Source organism: Corallococcus sp. BB11-1, assembly GCF_026626625.1.
Lineage (GTDB): Bacteria > Myxococcota > Myxococcia > Myxococcales > Myxococcaceae > Corallococcus > Corallococcus soli.
Genome location: NZ_JAPNJY010000009.1, coordinates 1 through 18552 on the forward strand (window position 1 = coordinate 1; position 18552 = coordinate 18552).

Here is an 18552-nt window from a genome sequence, read left to right on the forward strand (position 1 = left end):
CGTGCCGCCACCAAGGCCAAGGCCGCCAAGGCCGCCAAGGCCAAGAAGGGCGCGAACAAGGCGCCTCCGCGCATCGAGACGAAGTCGAGTCCGGGCACCGTCACGGATCCGGTGACGGGCGACGCCGCGGCGACCGCGTCCTCCGCGCCTCCGCAGCGGGGACCGTCGCGCATCGACTTCGATGATCGGCTCATCCAGGGCCAGACGAACAAGTCCGGCGCGGTGTACCTGTATGACCGCAAGGAGCTGAAGGTGCGGTCGATGCTCCGTGAGCGCGACAGCTTCCGCTCCGAGACGCTCGCCACCGTCTACGACCAGTAGGGCTGTACCGCCCATCACCCTTCGAAGGGAGCGTCACCGTTGAGCGGCCAGCCCAGCGTCCTGCAAGTCGTCATCCTCCGCGACGGCCTCCTGGTGGGGACGGAGGTGTTCGTCCCCGGTACCTACGCGCTCGGATCCGATGCGTCGTCGGACCTGCGGTTGGACGATGCCTCCGTGTCCCCGCGCCACGCGCTGCTGTACTTCCAGAACGGTCGCACCGCGATCCAGGACGCGGGCGGCGGCACCAGCGGCGTCTTCGTCAACGGGCACCAGGTCACCGCGTGTGAGATCCGCTCCGTGGACGAGGTCCTGTGCGGCCCGTTCGTCCTGAAGACGCGGATCCTGAACCAGCGCCCCGCCGAGTCCAAGCCGCAGCCGCCTCCCGAAGTCGCCGCCCTCTTCGGCAACCCCGGAGCACCGCCCGCGGCGCCGCCGCACGCCATGCCGCCGCATGGCGCGAACGGAGCGCAGCAGACCGTCGCGCTACAGCACGGGACCCCGGCCCAGCAGGCCTTGTACGCGCAGCAGCAGGCGCAGCAGGCCGCCTACGCGCAGCAGCAGGCAGCCCAGGCCCAACAGGCCGCGTACGCGCAGCAGCAGGCACAGCAGGCCGCCTACGCGCAGCAGCAGGCAGCCCAGGCCCAGCAGGCCGCGTATGCGCAGCAGCAGGCGCAGCAGGCCGCCTACGCGCAGCAGCAGGCAGCCCAGGCCCAGCAGGCCGCGTACGCACAGCAGCAGGCACAGCAGGCCGCGTATGCGCAGCAGCAGGCGCAACAGGCCCAGCAGGCCGCGTACGCCCAGCAGGCCGCGCAGGCGCAGCACGCCGTGCAGGTTGCCCAGGCGCATCATGCCGCGCAGGCACAGCACGCCGCGCACGCGCAGGCCGCGCATCCCCAGGCTCCGCACGCGCAGCAGCAGGCAGCGCATGCGCCCCACGCGCGGGCGGGACACGCACAGCAGGCCGCGCAGGCGCAGCACGCCCAGGCCGCGGTCGCGCTGCCCGCGCCCGCGCAGCGCTCCGCTGCGCCGGGGGTTCCCGCGGGCACGGTCCCCTCCACACGCCGCCGGCCTCCTTCCGAGGCCATGCCCAGCCTCCTCGTCGCGGACGACCTGCTGGCGGACGTGGACCTGGACGCCCCCAGCCCCTCCGGCCCGCTGCTGCACGACAAGGCCGCGGCCACGCGCCCCACGCACGCGCCGAGGATCGGCCCGGGCAAGGGCGCCTCCCAGCTCTACCTGGAGCTGTACTGGGGCGCCGTGCGCCGCGACGCGCGCCGCTTCGCCCCGGACGCGAAGAAGCCCGTCAAGGCCGCCCTCGACGAGCAGGCCCCCATGCCGCTCTGGGGCTTCACCCTCCCCGAGGGTGACGCGTTCTCGCTCGCCGAATCCGTCAACGGCAACTACCGCCTCTTCGTGCCACCCGGCACCGACGTGGAGAAGGGCGGCGCGGACGGCCGCTTCGCCCCCGTCACCTCCGCGGCGCTCGAGTCCGACGGCAGCCGCCGCTTCGTCACGCTGCGCGACGGCGCGGCGGCCCGCCTCACGCAGGGCAAGATGTCGCTCGTCGCCTACGCGGCGCCCGTCCCTGAGCGCGTCTTCGTCAACCCGCTCAAGGGCCTGCCCTGGTTGACGCTCTTCTTCATCGCCCTCTTCGGCGGCGGCCTGGGCTACTTCATCGCCATGCGGCCGCCGGGCCCCGCGACCGCGGACTTCACCCAGAAGAACCTGCCCCCCGTGGCGCTGCGCCTCATCGCGCCCGAGCCCAAGAAGAAGGAAGAGGCCAAGAAGAAGCTGGAGGCGCTCAAGAAGAAGGAGCCCGTCAAGGAGAAGCCCGTCGTCGCGGAGAAGGCCCCGCCCAAGCCCGTGAAGCAGGCCCCGCAGCCCAAGGCCGTGGCCGCCGCGCCGGAGAGCAAGGCCCTCAAGGCGCTGGCGAAGCTGTCCGCCGCCGGCCCCGCCGCCAACGACCTGCTGGCCGCCGTGGACAAGCTGGGCAGCGGCCCGGGCAACAAGAACGTCAAGCAGACCAACTACAAGCTCTCCGGGCTCATCGGCAAGGCGCCCATCGCCAACGCGGGCCTGGGCACCTTCGGCCTGGGCGGCGGCGGCAAGGGCGGCGGCGCCACGCTGGGCGCGGAGCTGCTGCGCGGCAAGGGCGGCGGCGGCATTGGCGCGCTGGGCGCGGGCGGCGTGGGCAAGGGCGCGGTGGGCGGCACCGTCACGCGCGCCACCGCGCGCAGCATCTCCTCCACCCAGGGCACCGTGGACCGCGAGGCCGTGGCCAAGGTCATCAACAGCCACCTCAACGAGGTGCACGGCTGCTATGAACGCGCGCTGCTCAAGGACCCGGGCCTCGCCGGCAAGGTCGTGCTGGAGTGGAGCATCGGGCTCAACGGCCGCGTCGCCTCCGCGAAGACCAAGTCGTCCACCCTGCGCAACGCCTCCGTCGAAGCGTGCATCCTCAGCAGCCTGAAGGGCTGGCAGTTCCCCACCCCCAAGGGCGGCCTCGTCATCATCACGTATCCGTTCCTCTTCAACTCGGTCGGCTACTGACGCGGGGGTTGCTCCCCCACCCGCGCCAGCCCCGTCCCCCCGACAGGAAACATCCCCCGTGCGATTCATCCTGCTCACCCTCCTGTGCCTGGTGCCCGGCCTCGCGCGCGCCCAGGCCGAGGAACTCGAGAACCCCGGCACCGTCTCCGCGGTGCAGGACCGGCTCTACCGCATGCACCACGAGCTGACGCTCGGCGTGGGCGTGCTGCCCGCGGACGCCTACTACAAGGGGCTCATCGGCACCGTCGGCTACACGTACCACTTCAGCGACAGCTTCGCGTGGCAGGTGGGCCGCGGCACGTACAGCTACAACCTGCAGACCAGCCTGCGCACCCAACTGGAGCGCGACTTCGACGTGTCCCCCACCAACACCGCCTTCGAGGACCAGGTGCAGTGGATGGTGGGCTCCGACCTCATGTGGAGCCCGCTGTACGGCAAGACGTCCTTCCTCAACACCAACGTCATCCACTTCGAGGTCTTCCTCCTGGGTGGCGGCACGGTGGTGAAGGTGGAGCGCAGCGACGGCTTCCGTCCGGCCATCAACCTGGGCCTGGGCGTGCGCGTGTTCTCCAGCCGCAACGTGTCCTTCCGCCTGGACGTGACGAACAACACCGTCTTCGCGGGCGCGTCGCGCATCATCAACGTGCCCACCGTGCAGCTGGGCACGGCCTTCAACTTCGGCGCCACGGAATGACGTCCCGCCCGCTCATCGTCGCCGCGCTCACCAGCGCCGCGCTCTTCGTGTTCCCAACGGCCGCCCGCGCCGCCCCGGACGCGGGCGTGCCGCCCATGCCACCCGCGCCCGCCGCCGCGGCGGGGACGGCCTCCTCGCCGGACGCGGGCACCGCCGCCGCGCCCGCGGCCCCCGCCAAGGCCGCCGTCGCGGAGGTCCCGCCGCCTCCGCCCCAGAAGGTGCCGCCAGAGACCTTCGACAAAGCCCTCAAGGCGTACTTCGACGGCAAGCCGCGCGACGCCGCAGGCCCGCTGTACGCGTGGCTCCAGGCCACGCCCCGCACGGACGACAACTACGCGTGGGGCCAGTACTTCCTCGCCAGGAGCCTCATCGACCTGGGGCTCACCCACGCGGGCGCCACGTACCTGGCGCGCATCGCGCGGGAGCGCACCAACCCCAACGTGCTGCCCCGCGCGCTGGACGCGCTCAAGGACCTGACGGACCGGCCGCACGACGAGGTGATGATCGACGAGCAGGTCTTCGGCGCGCTCGACCTGGGCTTCCTGCCGGAGGAGACGGGCGCGTACGCGCACTACCAGCAGGGCCTGGTGGACCTGCGCGTGGGCAACGAGCGCTGGGCGGGCACGCACTTCTCCAAGCTGCCGGAGACCAGCGCGGAAGCGAGCCGCGCGAAGTTCGCCCTGCTCGTCACCCGCCTCAAGCAGGTGAAGGACCCGCCGGACGAGATGGTGAAGGACTTCCTCACCCTGTCCGAGGACGAGAAGCTCACCCGCGAGTCGCGCAACGAGGCCGCCCTCGCGGTGGCCCGCCTGCGCTACGAGCGCAAGGACTGGCCGGGCGCGCTGGACGCCTACGGCAAGGTGAAGCTGCCGCAGCTGGACCCGGGCCGCGCGAGCCTCTACCTGGAGGAGGCGTGGACCCGCTACAAGCTGGGCGACCTGCGCGCCTCGCTGGGCATCCTCACCACGCTGGACGCGCCGTCGTTCCGCGACGAGTTCCTGCCGGACAAGTACCTGCTGCGCGCGCTCATCTTCCGCGACCTGTGCCACTACCTGCCCGCCAAGCGCGCCGCGAAGGAGCTGACGCGCCGGTACGCGGACTCGCTGGAGTCCGTGCGCAACCGCGACGACCTGAGCCAGGATGCGCGCCTGCGCCGCGCCGCCAACGCGCACGGCGGCACGAAGCGCGCCGCCCGGTTCGTGTCCCTGCTGGAGCTGGAGGGTGAGCGCCTGGGCCGCTTCGCCGGCAGCTTCGGCGACCGGCTCTTCGGGCACCTGACGCGGGTGTATGACCTGTCCCACGCGGAGGCCGTGCGCGTGTACGACGCGCGGCTCGCGGAGGCCGTGCGCCAGGAGGCGGACACGCTCCTGCGCGCCGCCGAACAGGTGCGACTGATGGAGTACGAGGTGGGCCTGAAGCTGTACGAGCGCGTGAAGAAGGGCGCCCAGGTGGTGGCCGCCGAGGAAGAGGAAATGCTGTCCCCCGCGCAGGTCGCCTTCCGCTTCGACAACGAATACTGGAACGACGAGCTCAAGTCCTACCGGGTCCGCATCGAGAGCCGTTGCATCGAGGAAACCCCATGACCGGCCCGTTCACCGGCCTCATCACCGCCGCGATGCTCGCGGCCGCTGCCCCTGGCGCCGCCGGCCGCGCCGGGCCGAACCTCAACCCCATCGTCTCCAAGGCGAAGGAGCGCGACGAGCTCATCGCCAAGCTCAAGCGCGACATCTTCAAGGTGGACCGCTCCATCGGGGAGACGGAGAAGCTCATCTCCAAGAGCCGCAACGCGCCCTACCTCCCGGACCTCCAGTTCCGGCTGGCGGAGCTGTACGTGGAGAAGAGCCGCTACGTGTACTACCTCCAGGCCGAGGAGCGGCCGGAGGGCGCGTCGGGCGCCATCGTCTCCCCGGAGACGCGCCTGATGAAGCAGAAGGCGGTGCAGATGTACTACCGCCTGCTGCGCGAGTACCCGGACTTCAAGGACGGCGACCAGGTGACGTTCTATCTGGCGCACGAGCAGCGCGAGCTGGGCCAGTTCGACGAGATGCTCAAGACGCTGGGGGACCTGACGCGCAAGTACCCCAACAGCCCGCTGCGGCTGGAGTCCGAGCAGATTCTGGGCGACCACTTCTTCGACAAGGCGGACCTCGTCGAGGCGGAGAAGCACTACCAGGCCATCCTGGAGTTGCCGCCGTCGCCGGTGCACGACCTGGCCCGCTACAAGATGGGCTGGATCCGCGTGAACCAGGCCAAGCACGCGGAGGCCGTCACGTTCTTCGAGGCGGCGGCCGCCAGCGCGCCCCTGCCCGGCACGGACGTGAAGAAGGCGCTCAACGTCAAGCGCGAGGCGCTGCTGGACCTGGTGTACAGCTACACGGAGGCCAAGCCCCCCAAGGGCGCGCTCAACTACTTCGAGAAGCTCAGCGACAGCCGCGCCACGTACGCGCTCGCGCTGGACAAGCTGGGCAACCGCTACTTCATCAAGCAGCAGTACGAGTGGGCCATCCCCACGCTGCGCAAGCTGATGGAAGTGCAGCCGGACCCGGAGCTGGACCTGGAGCGCAGCCAGAAGCTGTACGACTCGCTCAAGGCCGCCAAGGGCAAGGTGCTGCCGGAGCCGGAGGACCTGCGCTTCCTGGTGCGCGCCGCGGTGCAGAGCAAGACGGACCCGGAGCTGGCGGAGACGGACCGCAAGAAGCAGCTCGTGGAGCTGGAGGAGATGGCGCGCGACCTGTCCACCCAGGTGCACCTGGCGGCGCAGAAGAAGGACGAGCGCGACCTGTACGTGAAGGCCGCGGCGGCCTACCGCGAGTACCTGGGCCTGTTCCGGCCGGAGCAGTACGTGCGGCCCATCATGAAGAACCGCGCGGACGCGCTCTTCGCGGCGAAGGAGTTCCCGGACGCCGCGCGCCAGTTCGAGGAGCTGGCCCGCTACGAGGACAAGGCCAAGGCGAAGGACGAGAAGGCGGTGGACGCGGCCATGTACGGCGCGCTGCTGGCCCACTTCTCCACGCTCAAGCCCGAGGAGGCCCTCCGCCGCAACGCCTTCGAGGTCGCCGACGCGCGCCAGGCGCTGAAGCTGCTGGGCGGCACGTACGTGTCGCGCTACCCGCAGAGCCCGCACGTGCTGGACGTGAAGTTCAACATCGCGCGCGCCTACTACGAGGACGGCGACTACCCGAAGGCCGCGGAGCTGTTCACCGCGTTCGCGCTGGCGCATCCCCAGTACAAGGACGCGCCGGTGGCGGGCAACCTGGCGCTGGACAGCCTCCGGCAGGTGAACGACTTCAAGAAGCTGGATGAGACGGGGCGCAAGTTCCTCGCGTCGTCGCTGCCGGCCAACTTCCGCGGTGAAGTGCAGAAGATCCTCACGCAGAGCAAGTCCGAGGCGCTGGACGAGCTGGCCCTGCAGAGCGCCCAGGAGACGGGCGACGTCATCTCCGGCCTGATGAAGGTCGCGGACGAGAACAAGAACACCGACATCGGCGAGAAGGCGCTCTATGGCGCGTTCACCGCGGCGCGCGAGAAGCGCGACCTGCCCCGCGAGCGCGAGCTGGGCACGAAGCTGGTGCAGTCCTACCCGAAGAGCCAGTACCTGTCGGACGTGCTGCTGACGCTGGGCCGGCACTCGGCCGAAGCGGCGGCCTTCACGGAGGCCGCCAGCTGGTTCGAACAGGTGGGCCAGAAGCTGGGCGGCGACCTGGCGGCGGTAGACGGCTGGATGGCCGGCGCGCGGCTGCGGCTGGCGCTGGGTGAGTACAAGGAAGCGTCCCGCAACCTGGAGACGGCGGCGGAGTCCGCGGGCGCGCGCAAGGGCGAGGTGCTGTCGCTGCTCGCCGAGACGCGCCTGAAGCAGAAGGACTACGCGCGGGCGAAGACGACCGCGGAGACCGCGCTGCGGCTGGACAAGAACAACGTGGCGGCCGCCGCGGTGCTCGCGGAGGTGCAGGCGGTGACGGCGCCCACGGCGAGCCCCGACGCGCTCATCGCCACCCTCACCGCCGCGGTGCAGGGCCCCAACGGCCAGTCGGAAGAGGCCGCCAAGGGGCTGTGGTTCCTGGGGGAGATCCTCTTCCGGGGCTACAAGGACCTGCCCGCCGACAAGGTGGAGGAGAAGGTCGCCGCGCTCCAGGCCATGGAGGGCGTGTACACGCAGGCCGCGTCGCTCGGGTATCCGGAGTGGGCGGTGGCGTCGCTGTGGAAGATCGCCCTGGCGTACGGCCACATCGCGGACGTGGTGGACCAGACGCCGGTGCCGGGCGGGCTGTCCGCCGCGGAGACGAAGCAGTTCCAGGACGCGGTGAAGCAGCAGGTGGGACCGCTGAAGTCCCGCTCGGATGACGCCTTCAAGGCGTGCCTGTCCCGCGCGGAGTCGCTGGAGGTCTTCAACGCGGCGGTGCTGGGCTGCCGCAACCGCACGGACGTGGCCGCGCTGCCGGTGCCTCCGACGGCCGCGCCCACGCAGCCCGCGGCCCTGGAGGACCTGCGCAAGAAGGCGGAGAAGGTGCTGTCCGCCGAAGCGCTGGAGGCCCTGGGCATGGGCTACCTGGACGCGCACCAGTACGGCATGGCACAGCTCACCTTCGGCCGCGTGACGGAGCTGCAGGACACGCGCGCCTCCGCGCACGCCGCGCTGGGCTGGGCCATGCTCAACCAGGGTGACGCGATGGGCGCCCGGGCCGCGTACGCCAAGGCGCTGGAGGCGGACCCCACCTACGACAAGGCCCGCCTCAACCTGGCCGCGCTGCGCTGCCGCTTCGGCGACACGGACGGCGCGCGCCGCGAGCTGGCCGTGCTCAAGGACATGGGCACGCTCAACGGTCCGGACGTGGACACGGGCTGGAAGGCGTGCAAGTGAGCGCGCGCCTTCGCTTCATCGCTCCGGCGCTGTTCGCGCTCGCCACCGCCGCGTGTGGCGAGGGCGAGGGCGGCGCGCTGGAGGGCAGCGTGACGCCGCTGTTGGACCTGCGCTACCAGCGGGCGGAGGCGCGGCTGGCGGAGGGCTCGCTGGCGGTGAGCTTCGTCGACACGCAGGGCACCGGGCAGGACGTGGTGCTCAAGGTGAGCGCCCGCGTGGCGGACATGCTGCCGGAGGACCCGGCGTACGCGGGTTCGCTGGACATCGACCTGGCGCAAGCGCTGGACGACGGCTCGCAGCGGGGCAGCGTGGACCGCAGCGTGCTGGATGAACCGGTGCGCCCCTTCCCGCTGCTGGCGCGCGGCAACCTCTTCGTGAAGTCCCTTCCGAAAAACCCCGGTGACCGCGTGTCGGGCGAATTCAACGTCACCTTCGTCAACGGCACCGACGTCTACTCCGGCCGCACCATCTTCGGCCGCTTCGAGGCGACCGCTCCATGAAGCGCACCCTGCTGTTCAGCCTGACCCTCCTGGCCTCCGCCTGCGGCCCCAGCTACGGCATGCGCGTGCCGGACTCGCTGGTGAAGAAGCTGCCGTACGAGACGCGCATCGAGCTGCTGGAGGCGGAGAACGACCTGGCGCTGGCCATCGACCGCGTGGATGAAGCGGACAACGAGGTCAACCGCGCGCGGGACAACATCCGCCGGGCGAAGTCCCGCCAGGAGGCCGCCGAGGACGAGGAGGACCGCGCCCCGGACGCGTCGTCGCGCGAGGTGGCGCAGCTGGCCATCGCGGAGTCCGAGTCCCGCGTGGAGTTCCTGCGCGCGCACCAGCGCCTCAACGTGGGCCTGCGCGACGTGGAGAAGCTGGCGCTTCGTTGCGCATTCGCGAAGTTCGAGCTGGCGCGATTGACAGCCGCGCGCAAGGCGAAGGTGCAGGGCAGTGAACGCCTGGAGCCCAAGGATTACGAAGAGCAACTGTCCGAGTGTGAGGCGGCGGTGAAGGAAGAGCGCGCCGCGCTTGCCGAGGACACCAAGGAAGCGCAGACCGCGAAGGAGGCCTGGGAGGCGAAGAAGGCCGCCCTCGCGAAGAAGACCTTCGACGCACGCGCCAGCCCCTACGTGGAGAACCTGTGATGACGAACGCCACCGTCCTCATCCTCCAGCTGCTCGCTGCCCAGGCCCCCGCTCCGGAGGCCGCGCCTCCAGAGAAGCCCGTCGTGGCCGCCACCCGCGCGGACAAGCTGCCGGACGACCCGGACGCGCTCTACAGGCTGGGCACGGCCTTCCTGTCGCAGAACCAGCCGCGCCGCGCGCTGGCCCCGCTGACGAAGCTGGTGGGCCTCACCCCGGACGGCGTGCCGGCGAGGGTGGCCCTGGCGCGCGCCCTGCGCCTGTCGGGCGACGTGGACAAGGCGAAGGCGGTGCTGGACACGGCCCTGGCGGGCTTCCCGGAAGAGGCCACGCTGCGCTCGGAGCGCGGCCTGCTGGCGCGCATCCAGGACGACATGGACCAGGCCATCACCCAGTACTCGGTGGCGACGGAGCTGGCGCCGCAGGACGCGGAGCTGCGCTTCAACCTGGGCGAGGTGCTCCAGCGCGCGAACCGCACGGACGACGCCATCGAGGCGTACCGCGAGGCGCTGAAGCTGGACGGGAAGCTGCACGTCGCGCGGGTGAACCTGGGCAAGGCGCTGGCGGAGAAGGGCCAGAGCGCGGAGGCCAAGGAGACGCTGCGCGAGGCGCTGCGCCAGAAGGACGGCGACGCGGAGGCGCACTACAACCTGGGCGTCATCCTGATGCGGGAGAACGACGCGGCGGGGGCGTTCGCGGAGTATCACGCCGCCATCAAGGCGGACCCCAAGCACGCGCGGGCGCAGAACAACCTGGGCGTGGTGCTGGACGGCCAGGGCAACGCGCGCAAGGCGGCGGAGGCCTTCACGCGCGCCATCGCGTTGGATCCGAAGTACGCGGAGGCGCACTTCAACCTGGGGCTCGTGTGCTTCCAGTTGGGTGAGAACGCCCGGGCGACGCGCGCCTTCGAGAAGGCGCTGCTGCTGGAGCCCCGCCGCGCGAGCGGCCCGTACACGCAGCTGGGCCAGCTCTACCTGGCGCAGGGCAAGAAGACGCAGGCGGTGACCGCGTTCCAGAAGGCCATCGAGAAGAGCGCCGACGACGGCAAGAAGACGACGGAGGCCTACCAGGGCCTCGCGCGCGCGTACCTGGGGCTGGGCAAGGTGGACGAGGCGGTGGCCACGCTGAAGACGGCGGTGGAGACCTTCCCGGACGAGCCCGGCACCCGCGCGGGCTACGGCGACGCGCTGCGCGCCAAGGGCGACCTGGACGGCGCCATCGCGCAGTACACGGAGAGCCTGCGGCTGGCGCCCACCACGGAGAGCCGGCTGGTGCTGGCGGAGGCCTACGCGAAGAAGCGCGTGGGCGCGCAGGCGCGGCCCCTCTACGAGGCGGTGCTCAAGGAGGATCCGAACCACCGCGGGGCGAAGCTGGGGCTCGCGGACCTGCTGCTGGCCATGGGCGACTACGTGGAGGCGGAGAAGCTCCTGACGCCCGCTTCGGGTGAGGAGGCGGACACGGCGGCGCTCGCGCGGCTGGGCATCCTGCACTCGCGGCGCGGCCGGCCGGACCTGGCGGTGCCGGAGCTGGAGGCGGTGGTGGCGAAGGACCCCGCGCAGTTGGAGGCCCGCGCGGAGCTGGGCTTCCTGTACCTGCGCGGCGGTGACGAATCCAAGGCCGTGCAGGTGCTGAGCGACCTGCTGGCCGTGGAGCCGCGCAACTCGCTGGGCCTGCTGTACCTGGGCCACACGCTGTACCGGCAGGGCAAGCCCAAGGACGCGGAGAAGTCCTTCCGGGGCGCGGCGCAGGTGGACCCCATCGCGGGTGAGCCCCACTTCGCGCTGGCGCAGCTCCTGGAGTCCACGGGCCGCAAGGACGAGGCGAAGAAGGAATACGAGGCCGCGGTGCGCCTGCAGCCCGACCACGCGGACGCGAAGTCGGCGCTGCAGAAGCTCGTCGCCTCCGACGTGCCCTGACGAAGAAGCATCCCCCCTCCTGGGCGGGTCGTGGCTGTGCTGGAGTGGCACGGTCACGAAGTCCAGGAGGAGGCACGTCATGAAGGTGCGAAGCCAGCCGGTGCGGATGGGAATGGCCGCGGTGCTGCTGCTGGGGCCGCTGACCGCGGGCGCGGTGAGCCAGAAGCTGCGTTACAAGTTCGAGTCGGTGTCGGACCCGGTGACCACCGTGGTGGACGACAGCGGCAAGGGCCACACGGGCACCGCGCAGGGCGGCAACGGTGGCGCCGTCGTCATCGAGACGCCGGGCTACGACGGCCAGGGCGTGCGCTTTCCGCCCGTCTGTGTCGGGACGACGTGCGCCAGGGCGTTCATCAGCGCGGCGGACGCCACGTCCCTCAACCCGGGGACGGCGCCGTTCTCGTTCGGCGCGCGCGTGCGCGTCACGCTCGCGGAGCTGAGCGCGGACCACGGCTCCAACCTGGTGCAGAAGGGGCTCTACAACACGCCGCAGTGGAAGCTGCAGCTCGACGACGCGGCGACGGGCAAGCCGAGCTGCGTGGTGCGCACCACGGGCGGCACGGGCGCGGTCATCGTCAAGGCGTCGGTGGGCATCGCGGACGGCACCTGGCACAAGGTGACGTGTCAGCGCACCAGCACCACGCTGACCATCCTCATCGACAACGTGGCCCGGGGCAGCGCGGTGCTGGCCAGCACCTACGACATCAGCCCGGCGGGCCAACCTGTCGCCATCGGGGCCAAGAGCGCGGGCAGCAACAACGACCAGTTCCACGGCGCCATCGACGACGTGTACTTCAACCTGGACTGAAGTCCGCGGCCTACTCGCGGGCCCGCATGAAGCCTTCGGGCAGCGGCGGGCCCGTGGGAGTCGGCCGGGGTCCTTCCGCGAGCGCGCGGCCGAAGCGGTAGCGCGCCTCCGCGTGGACGCCGAAGGACTCGCCTTCCGCGCTCGCCAGCAGCACCAGGTCCTCTTCAGGGTCCGTGTCCCCGGTGAGCGCCAGCGTCCAGGGGACCTCCTGGACGTCCGCGTCCAGCACGATGGGCGACGTGGGACCTTCCCGGAGGAGGGTCCGCGACGGCACGCGCAGCGACACCTCCACGGGCGCGGTGAAGCCCGGGCTGCGCTCCAGCCGGGCGATGAGCTTCACCGTGGCCGCGCTGGACTCCACCACCCGCCAGGAGACGCGCAGGGGCGCGGGAACCCGGCTCGTGGCCGAGGAAAGGGGCGGCGGGGGTTGGGTGCCGTCCGCGTCCGGAGCTTCCTCCTCCAGGGCACGCGCAAGCACCGTGACCGATGGCGGTGGAACCGGAGCCTGCGTCTTCAGCGTCACGGCCCTGGGGGCGCGACGTTCGCGTGTCGGCGTGTCCCGCGGCGCTTCGGGCTCAGCCTGCATCGCGGTCGGGTGCGCGGCAGCCGACGAAGCCCGGGCACCGCGCGGAGGCACCTCTTCCGTGGGGGTCGCCACGTCGGAGGCACGGAGCGGCTTCTTGCGCCGCATGCGCTCCACGCCGGAGGCCATCCCGGCCGACAGCGCGCCAATCAGCGCCAGGGCCAGCACGGCCCCCGCCATCCGTCTTCGCAGCTTCGAGCGCGGCAATGTCATGGACGCCAGCCCCCGTCAGCACGGCTTCGAGGCTCCGCGTGGAATGGCGTCATCGGCATGGGCTCTCGGCGTCGCCGCTTCGCGTGAAGAGTCATCATCGGCACGGGCTCTCGGCGTCGCGGCTTCGCGTGCGGCAGCGTCATGGGCACAGGGGCTGGTGGCTGGGATACGGGAAGGCCGCGGTGGGCTCCGTGGCCGCGTCCACGATGGCTCGCGGAAAGCCCTGGCACACCAACGCATCCAGGAAGTCCGCGAGGAATGGTGAGGACTTCCCCGTGTCCACCACGTCCGTGAGCGCGCCCTTCGCGTCCCGGCTCCAGGTGTGCCGCGTGTAGCCGCGCGCCCAGGGCGCCCGGTTCATCGCGGGCGCGGCGAGCGCGTCGTACAGCGGCTGGCTCGACGGCGTGGCGGTGGCGGTGCGGTAGAGGATGGCGGCCACCTCGTTCTCATCCACGCGCTGCAACAGGCCCTCCTCCGCATGGGGCCGCGTCCAGGCGCTCACCGACGAGGCTCGCGCGGACAGGTCCACCCAGAACATCGTCCCGCCCTGCCGGTCGTAGTAGCGCGGACTGCGCCGGGCATCCGCGCTGAACCACGTGGCCCAGCCCTCGCTCCACGCCTGTCCCGGGAAGGTGGGCACGCCCACGTAGTGCGGGCCCCCCTCGTCGGGGCTGGTGCCCCGGCTGGCCATCACCCAGTGCCCCAGCTCGTGCATCACCATCGCGTCCGACCACCACGCCGCATCCGAGTCCCCGGGCAGCCACACCTGCGCGTCCCACCGGCGCCCCGCCGCCGTCACGGGCCAGCGCGCGAAGCACGCACCGCAGGACCAGGACGTGCCGAAGCCCAGCCACGCCACCACGGGCAGGCCGTCCTTCCCGCCGTAGCGCTCGCGCATCCGGCGCCACGCCGTGCCCAGCACGTCGAACACGGCCGCCGCGCCCGAGCCCTCGGACTCGGTGAGGGTGATGGCCGGCTGCCGTGACAGCTCGCGCGTCGTGCGCGCCCAGCTCCAGATGCGCGCGGCTTCGCCCGGCGGCGTCGGCACCCGTTGCGTGCCTGGAAGGTCCGGGTCCGCCACCGCGTAGGCCACGGCGCCGTCGCGCCCCCTCCCCGCCGCGTACACGACGATGCGGTCGTCCTCGCGAGGGGACGCGGGCACCTTCAGCGTGTAGCGGCCGGCCTCGTCCGTCACCTGCGAGTCCAGCGGCGTGTCGCCCTGGAAGGACATGATGAGGAAGCCCCGCGCGGGCACGGGCTCCGCCTCGGAGGTCCACGTCCGGAACGCCGCATCCGGGAAGCGGCGGGCGTAGTGCACCGTGCCGCTCAGCGTGGGGCCCGGTGCGCCGCAGAAGCCCCGGCCCGGCGCGGCCTCACAGCCGGAGCCGCACGCCCGCGCGGACCACTGGCCGTTCGTGCACACCTCCAAGCTCCGGGCCTCCGTGCACCGTGAGACGCCATCCACACAGGCCAGCCCGGAGACACAGGCCGCCATGGGGGTTTCGACGCAGGCGGAGTCCGCGCCGCAGTCCTCCCGGTGCACGACGCCGCCCTCACAGCGCTCCAGCACGCGAGGCCCCAGGCACCGGCCCTGCGCGGGGAGTTCGTCACACGCCAGCGCGGGCCGGAGCGCCTCGTCGGGCACGGTGGAGACGCACGCCGCGCAGGCCGCGCCCTCGCAGTCGCGAGCACAGGGCGTCAGCTCCACGCCAGGGTCGCAGCCAGCCCCCAGGCCCAGCAGCGCCCAGACGAAGAACCCTGTCAGCCACCGCGCCGCGGAACCACGTCCCACCAGGAGGAAACCTCGTTCGAGCCGGCGTGCCACGCCATGGCTGGATGCACGGCGAGGACAGCACGCACGGTGCGCGGTCGGGCAGAGACAGGCGGCCCACGGCCTCCCTGCCTGCTCGCCCATGGCACGGCGGGGCCTACCCGTGCTCCGGCGGCTCCGCGCGGGCGAGGAACGCGGCCAGCAACGCCTGGCGCTCCGGCCCGTCCAGCACCCGGTCCAACGCGGGGAACAGGTGCGTCTCCTCGCGCAGCGAGTGGTGGTGCTCCAGGTGCTTGAACGTGCTCTCCATGTCGAACACCCGCAGCACCGCGCGGCGGTAGTCCGGTGCGGAGGGCTCCAGCGCGTCCACCGCGTCCTGACACTTCGCCAGCAGCTCCAGCATGCGCTGGTGCTCGCCGGTGAAGAGCTCCGGCGCGGCCCCGCGAATCCTCCCGGCCCGGGGCAGCTCCGGCAGCAGCAGGGCCTCCTCCGCCTCCAGGTGCCGCGTGAGGTCCGCGCGGTAGCGCGTCAGCCGCTCGCGGGCCACGGGCAGGTCCATGCCCATCAGCGCCTCCTGGTGCAGCAGGAACAGCTCCTCCAGCTCGCGGTGGAGCGCGCCAAGGCTGACGAAGTCGGAGGGCACGGACATCGCGGAGGGAGGCGCCTTCAGTGCACCTTGTCGTCGCGGGCGCTGGTCTCGCGGACCACGCGGGGACGCGGCGTCACCATGCGGGCCACGCCGGAGAAGAGCTGATCCTCGGTGTAGACCTTGCGCACGCGGCGCTTCGCCGTGCGCGGGTGGTACGCCGGGCCCGGACGCTCCAGCCATTGCAGCACGCGCACCTCGCCCGAGTGCGCCAGCGAGGCGAGCAGCGCCTCCGGACACAGCTTGAGGTAGCGGCGCACCAGGGGCCGCAGCCGGCGACCGAACTCCTCGCCCAGCTTCGCGTGACGGCGGCCCGCGTGCAGCGTGCCGTCGAAGCGCAGCGAGATGTGGAAGAGCTCGTGCATCAGCGTCTCCAGCCGCGCCTTCGCGGTGGAGCCCCGGAAGAAGAGCGGCCGCAGGGTGATGCAATACAGCATGCGCCGGCCCCGGATGCGCACCACCGGCTTGCGCCGGCCCGCCTTGTCGATGCTCTTGCCGCCCTTGAAGCACAGCGGCTTCACCGTGCCGCGCGACGCCCGCCGGGCCTCTCCCGCGACCACCAGGATGCGGCCCACCTTCACGTGCCGGAACTCGGGCATGCGGGCGACGATGTCCCGGATGAGGGCGCGCAGGGTGCGGTTGAAGTTGGGGCGTCGGGGAGCCACGGTTGGTGGACAGTCTAGCGGAAAACCCCTTGGGGCCAGCCCCCCGCCTCCCCAGAATGTCCAACGTGAATCGCTCGACCTCCCTGCCGGCCGTGGTGTCCGTGGTGTTCGCCTTCCTCGCCGGGTGTGCCTCCGCCCCGGTCCGCTCCGGCGCCCCTCCCGCCCTCACGGCGCAGGAGACCGCCGTGGTGTCGCAGGGACTCACCGACGCCACCGTGCGCTACACCGGCCAGGTGACGGGCACCGTCAACGGCATCATCGAACGCGCCGACTATGAGCTGGTCGCCGACGGACAGGTGATCAAGACGGGCACCGCGAAGCCAGGCGTGCCCTTCGCCCCGGGCACGCCCGCGGACTTCTCCTTCGAGGAGAAGTCCTCCTACGTGAAGAGCCCCGAGGACCTCACCCGCCTGAGCGCCCAGGGTGGCACGGTGCTCATCGCCCTGCGCGGCACGCTGGTGGTGCGCTCCGGCGAAACGGAGGACACGCTGCCCTTCGCCGCCAGCCGCGCCGTGCGCGTGCCCCGGCTGCCGGAGGTCGTCGTGGAGGGCCTGGACGGCGCCCGCTATTCGCCCGAGGAGGTGCAGCTCAACCTGCGGCTGGGCGTGCGCAACCCGAACCCGTTCCCGCTGCGGCTCGACTCGCTCACCTACCAGGTGTCCGTGGCGGACAAGCCGCTGGAGGAGGGCACCGTCGCGCAGGCGGACACGGTGGATGCTTCCGCGACGGGCGTGTACCCGGTGGAGGTGTCGGTGACGCAGCAGACGTGGGGGCCGGGCGTCAAGGCGCTCATCGCCAAGGGGACCCTGCCCTACAGCGTGAAGGGCGAGGTGAAGGGCCCGATGCTGCAACAGCCCTACAGCTTGAAGGGTGACGTGAAGCTCAACGTGTCCCGCTAGACTGGGGCGCGAAAGTGCCCATCTACCTGTTGAGCGATGACGAGCCGGAGCTGTTTCCCCCTCCGGGCAAGGCGGACAAGAGCGGTCTGTTGGCGGTGGGCGGGGACCTGCGCCCCGAACGCCTGCTGGCCGCCTACTCGCAGGGCATCTTCCCCTGGTACAGCGAGGGGCAGCCCATCCTGTGGCACTCGCCCGACCCGCGCTTCGTGCTGGAGCCGGCGAAGGTCCACGTGGGCCGCTCGCTGCGCAAGGTGATGAACCGGGGCACGTACACCGTGCGCTACGACACCGCGTTCGCGAAGGTCATCGACGCGTGCTCGCGCGTGCACCGGCCGGGGCAGGACGGGACGTGGATCACCGACGCCATGAAGCAGGCGTACGTCACGCTGCACGCGCTGGGGTTCGCGCACTCCGTGGAGGCGTGGCAGGACGAGGTGCTGGTGGGCGGGCTGTATGGCGTGTCGCTGGGCGCGGCGTACTTCGGGGAGAGCATGTTCGCGCTGGCGCCGGACGCGTCGAAGGTCGCGTTCGCCACGGCGGTGGAGCGCTTCCAGGGCTGGGGCTTCCAGCTCATCGACTGCCAGGTGGAGACGGAGCACCTGGAGCGCTTCGGCGCGGAGCCCTGGCCGCGCAAGCGCTTCCTGGGGGCATTGAAGGAAGCCCTGAAGGAGCCCATGCGGCGCGGCCCCTGGACGGAACCGGCGGCCGGGCCGACGTAGCCGGGCAGCGCGAACCGGAGTGAACTTTTGAAGTTCTGGTGAACGAAGGACCACGTCCGTAGACTGCCGGCCCCCCCTACTCCCGGAGCCGCGACAGATGGATGTCCACTACACCTGGATTGGCCCACCGCCGGCGGACCGTCAGAGGGACATCGCCGAGCCCAAGCTGCTGGCGGGCCGCGTGGGCAAGGGCGTGAAGATCTACTTCTGGTGTCTCGACGCACAGGTGGCGGCGTACACGCGGGACTTCGCCGCGCACCCGAACGTCACCGTGCGGGGCATGCAGGCGTTCCTGGCGGGGGCGGCGACGAAGGCCTACCGCTGGTACTACTGGTACAAGGAGTCCGACGACTGGGCGGTCGCGGCGATGACAGACATCCTCAACTGGGGACTGGCCGTGGGAACGCCGCCCTCGTACCGCGCCTTCGTGAAGGACGCGTGGTCACTCTTCCTCATGTACACCTGGGGTGGCTACGTGCTGGACGCGGGCGTCGGCCCGCACGGTGGCGGCGCGTTCGCGCTCCCGGAGCCCACGGCCTTCATGAGCCCGTCGCTGACCCGCGATGACGTGCTGTCGATGCGCCGCTTCCAGTTGTCCCGGCTCGCCGGGTGGCAGGCCCAGGGCGACGTGACGCTCAACGACAGGCAAGCGGACGATGTCTGCGCCGCCATGCACTATGGCGCGGCGGACGACGGCGAGGCGGAGACGTGTCCCCAACTGGAGGTCTGGATGCTGGCCAGCCCCCGCTACTCCAAGGGGGCCTGGGCCGCGTTGAA

The 18552-nt window shown here is 71.5% G+C and carries 16 protein-coding genes; 12 read left to right on the top strand and 4 right to left on the bottom strand.

Annotated features, from left to right (window positions below; translation table 11 throughout):
* The 9 genes from OV207_RS09910 to OV207_RS09950 form a co-directional block, all read left to right on the top strand.
* Window positions 1–321 (top strand): hypothetical protein (locus tag OV207_RS09910; protein ID WP_267554517.1); only part of this gene is annotated, 321 nt, incomplete at its 5' end.
* A 39-nt stretch (window positions 322–360) separates the two neighbouring features.
* The gene (locus OV207_RS09915) at window positions 361–2871 is read left to right on the top strand and encodes an AgmX/PglI C-terminal domain-containing protein (protein WP_267554519.1); all 2511 of its coding nucleotides are present in this window, start codon (window positions 361–363) and stop codon (window positions 2869–2871) included.
* A gap of 58 nt (window positions 2872–2929) precedes the next feature.
* Window positions 2930–3565 carry an outer membrane beta-barrel domain-containing protein gene (locus OV207_RS09920; RefSeq protein WP_193346964.1) on the top strand — a complete coding sequence of 212 codons (636 nt, stop codon included), beginning with the start codon at window positions 2930–2932 and terminating at the stop codon, window positions 3563–3565.
* Window positions 3562–5148 carry a hypothetical protein gene (locus OV207_RS09925; protein ID WP_267554520.1) on the top strand — a complete coding sequence of 529 codons (1587 nt, stop codon included), beginning with the start codon at window positions 3562–3564 and terminating at the stop codon, window positions 5146–5148. The genes OV207_RS09920 and OV207_RS09925 overlap by 4 nt, the downstream gene beginning before the upstream one ends.
* A complete protein-coding gene (locus tag OV207_RS09930) occupies window positions 5145–8423 on the top strand; it encodes a tetratricopeptide repeat protein (protein WP_267554522.1) in 3279 nt (1092 codons plus the stop codon). The genes OV207_RS09925 and OV207_RS09930 overlap by 4 nt, the downstream gene beginning before the upstream one ends.
* The gene (locus OV207_RS09935) at window positions 8420–8923 is read left to right on the top strand and encodes a hypothetical protein (RefSeq protein WP_267554524.1); all 504 of its coding nucleotides are present in this window, start codon (window positions 8420–8422) and stop codon (window positions 8921–8923) included. The genes OV207_RS09930 and OV207_RS09935 overlap by 4 nt, the downstream gene beginning before the upstream one ends.
* On the top strand, window positions 8920–9558 hold the full coding sequence (locus OV207_RS09940; protein ID WP_193346961.1) for a hypothetical protein: 639 nt from the start codon (window positions 8920–8922) through the stop codon (window positions 9556–9558). The genes OV207_RS09935 and OV207_RS09940 overlap by 4 nt, the downstream gene beginning before the upstream one ends.
* Window positions 9558–11471, top strand: a complete 1914-nt coding sequence (locus tag OV207_RS09945) for a tetratricopeptide repeat protein (protein WP_267554526.1) — start codon at window positions 9558–9560, stop codon at window positions 11469–11471. Before OV207_RS09940 ends, OV207_RS09945 begins: the two co-directional genes overlap by 1 nt.
* 79 nt (window positions 11472–11550) lie before the next feature.
* Window positions 11551–12279: a laminin G domain-containing protein gene (locus OV207_RS09950; RefSeq protein ID WP_267554528.1), complete on the top strand. Its 729-nt coding sequence runs from the start codon at window positions 11551–11553 to the stop codon at window positions 12277–12279.
* Between the two features lie 10 nt (window positions 12280–12289).
* Here OV207_RS09950 and OV207_RS09955 read toward each other — a convergent pair whose 3' ends face one another.
* From OV207_RS09955 to OV207_RS09970, 4 genes are all read right to left on the bottom strand, one after another.
* Window positions 12290–13075, bottom strand: coding sequence for a hypothetical protein (locus OV207_RS09955; RefSeq protein ID WP_267554530.1), 786 nt, complete (start codon window positions 13073–13075; stop codon window positions 12290–12292).
* Between the two features lie 139 nt (window positions 13076–13214).
* Window positions 13215–14867 (bottom strand): hypothetical protein, encoded by a 1653-nt coding sequence (locus OV207_RS09960; protein WP_267554532.1) that lies wholly within the window; start codon window positions 14865–14867, stop codon window positions 13215–13217.
* Window positions 14868–15003: 136 nt separating this feature from the next.
* A complete protein-coding gene (locus tag OV207_RS09965) occupies window positions 15004–15495 on the bottom strand; it encodes a hemerythrin domain-containing protein (protein WP_267554534.1) in 492 nt (163 codons plus the stop codon).
* 17 nt (window positions 15496–15512) lie between these two features.
* Window positions 15513–16157: a hypothetical protein gene (locus OV207_RS09970; protein WP_267554536.1), complete on the bottom strand. Its 645-nt coding sequence runs from the start codon at window positions 16155–16157 to the stop codon at window positions 15513–15515.
* Window positions 16158–16213: 56 nt separating this feature from the next.
* Between OV207_RS09970 and OV207_RS09975 the strand changes: the two genes are divergently transcribed.
* From OV207_RS09975 to OV207_RS09985, 3 genes are all read left to right on the top strand, one after another.
* On the top strand, window positions 16214–17056 hold the full coding sequence (locus OV207_RS09975) for an LEA type 2 family protein (protein WP_267554538.1): 843 nt from the start codon (window positions 16214–16216) through the stop codon (window positions 17054–17056).
* Between the two features lie 14 nt (window positions 17057–17070).
* Window positions 17071–17775, top strand: a complete 705-nt coding sequence (aat, locus tag OV207_RS09980; protein WP_267554539.1) for a leucyl/phenylalanyl-tRNA--protein transferase — start codon at window positions 17071–17073, stop codon at window positions 17773–17775.
* A 97-nt stretch (window positions 17776–17872) separates the two neighbouring features.
* Window positions 17873–18552: hypothetical protein (locus tag OV207_RS09985; protein ID WP_267554540.1), on the top strand; the 680-nt coding region annotated here is incomplete at its 3' end.

What these genes read in the sequence shown, in the direction of transcription:
- OV207_RS09925 (WP_267554520.1), top strand. Translation starts at nt 3,562, where the DNA reads ATGACGTCCCGCCCGCTCATCGTCGCCGCGCTCACCAGCGCCGCGCTC.
- OV207_RS09930 (WP_267554522.1), top strand. Translation starts at nt 5,145, where the DNA reads ATGACCGGCCCGTTCACCGGCCTCATCACCGCCGCGATGCTCGCGGCC.
- OV207_RS09940 (WP_193346961.1), top strand. Translation starts at nt 8,920, where the DNA reads ATGAAGCGCACCCTGCTGTTCAGCCTGACCCTCCTGGCCTCCGCCTGC.
- OV207_RS09945 (WP_267554526.1), top strand. Translation starts at nt 9,558, where the DNA reads ATGACGAACGCCACCGTCCTCATCCTCCAGCTGCTCGCTGCCCAGGCC.
- OV207_RS09950 (WP_267554528.1), top strand. Translation starts at nt 11,551, where the DNA reads ATGAAGGTGCGAAGCCAGCCGGTGCGGATGGGAATGGCCGCGGTGCTG.
- OV207_RS09955 (WP_267554530.1), bottom strand. Translation starts at nt 13,075, where the DNA reads ATGACATTGCCGCGCTCGAAGCTGCGAAGACGGATGGCGGGGGCCGTG.
- OV207_RS09965 (WP_267554534.1), bottom strand. Translation starts at nt 15,495, where the DNA reads ATGTCCGTGCCCTCCGACTTCGTCAGCCTTGGCGCGCTCCACCGCGAG.
- OV207_RS09975 (WP_267554538.1), top strand. Translation starts at nt 16,214, where the DNA reads ATGTCCAACGTGAATCGCTCGACCTCCCTGCCGGCCGTGGTGTCCGTG.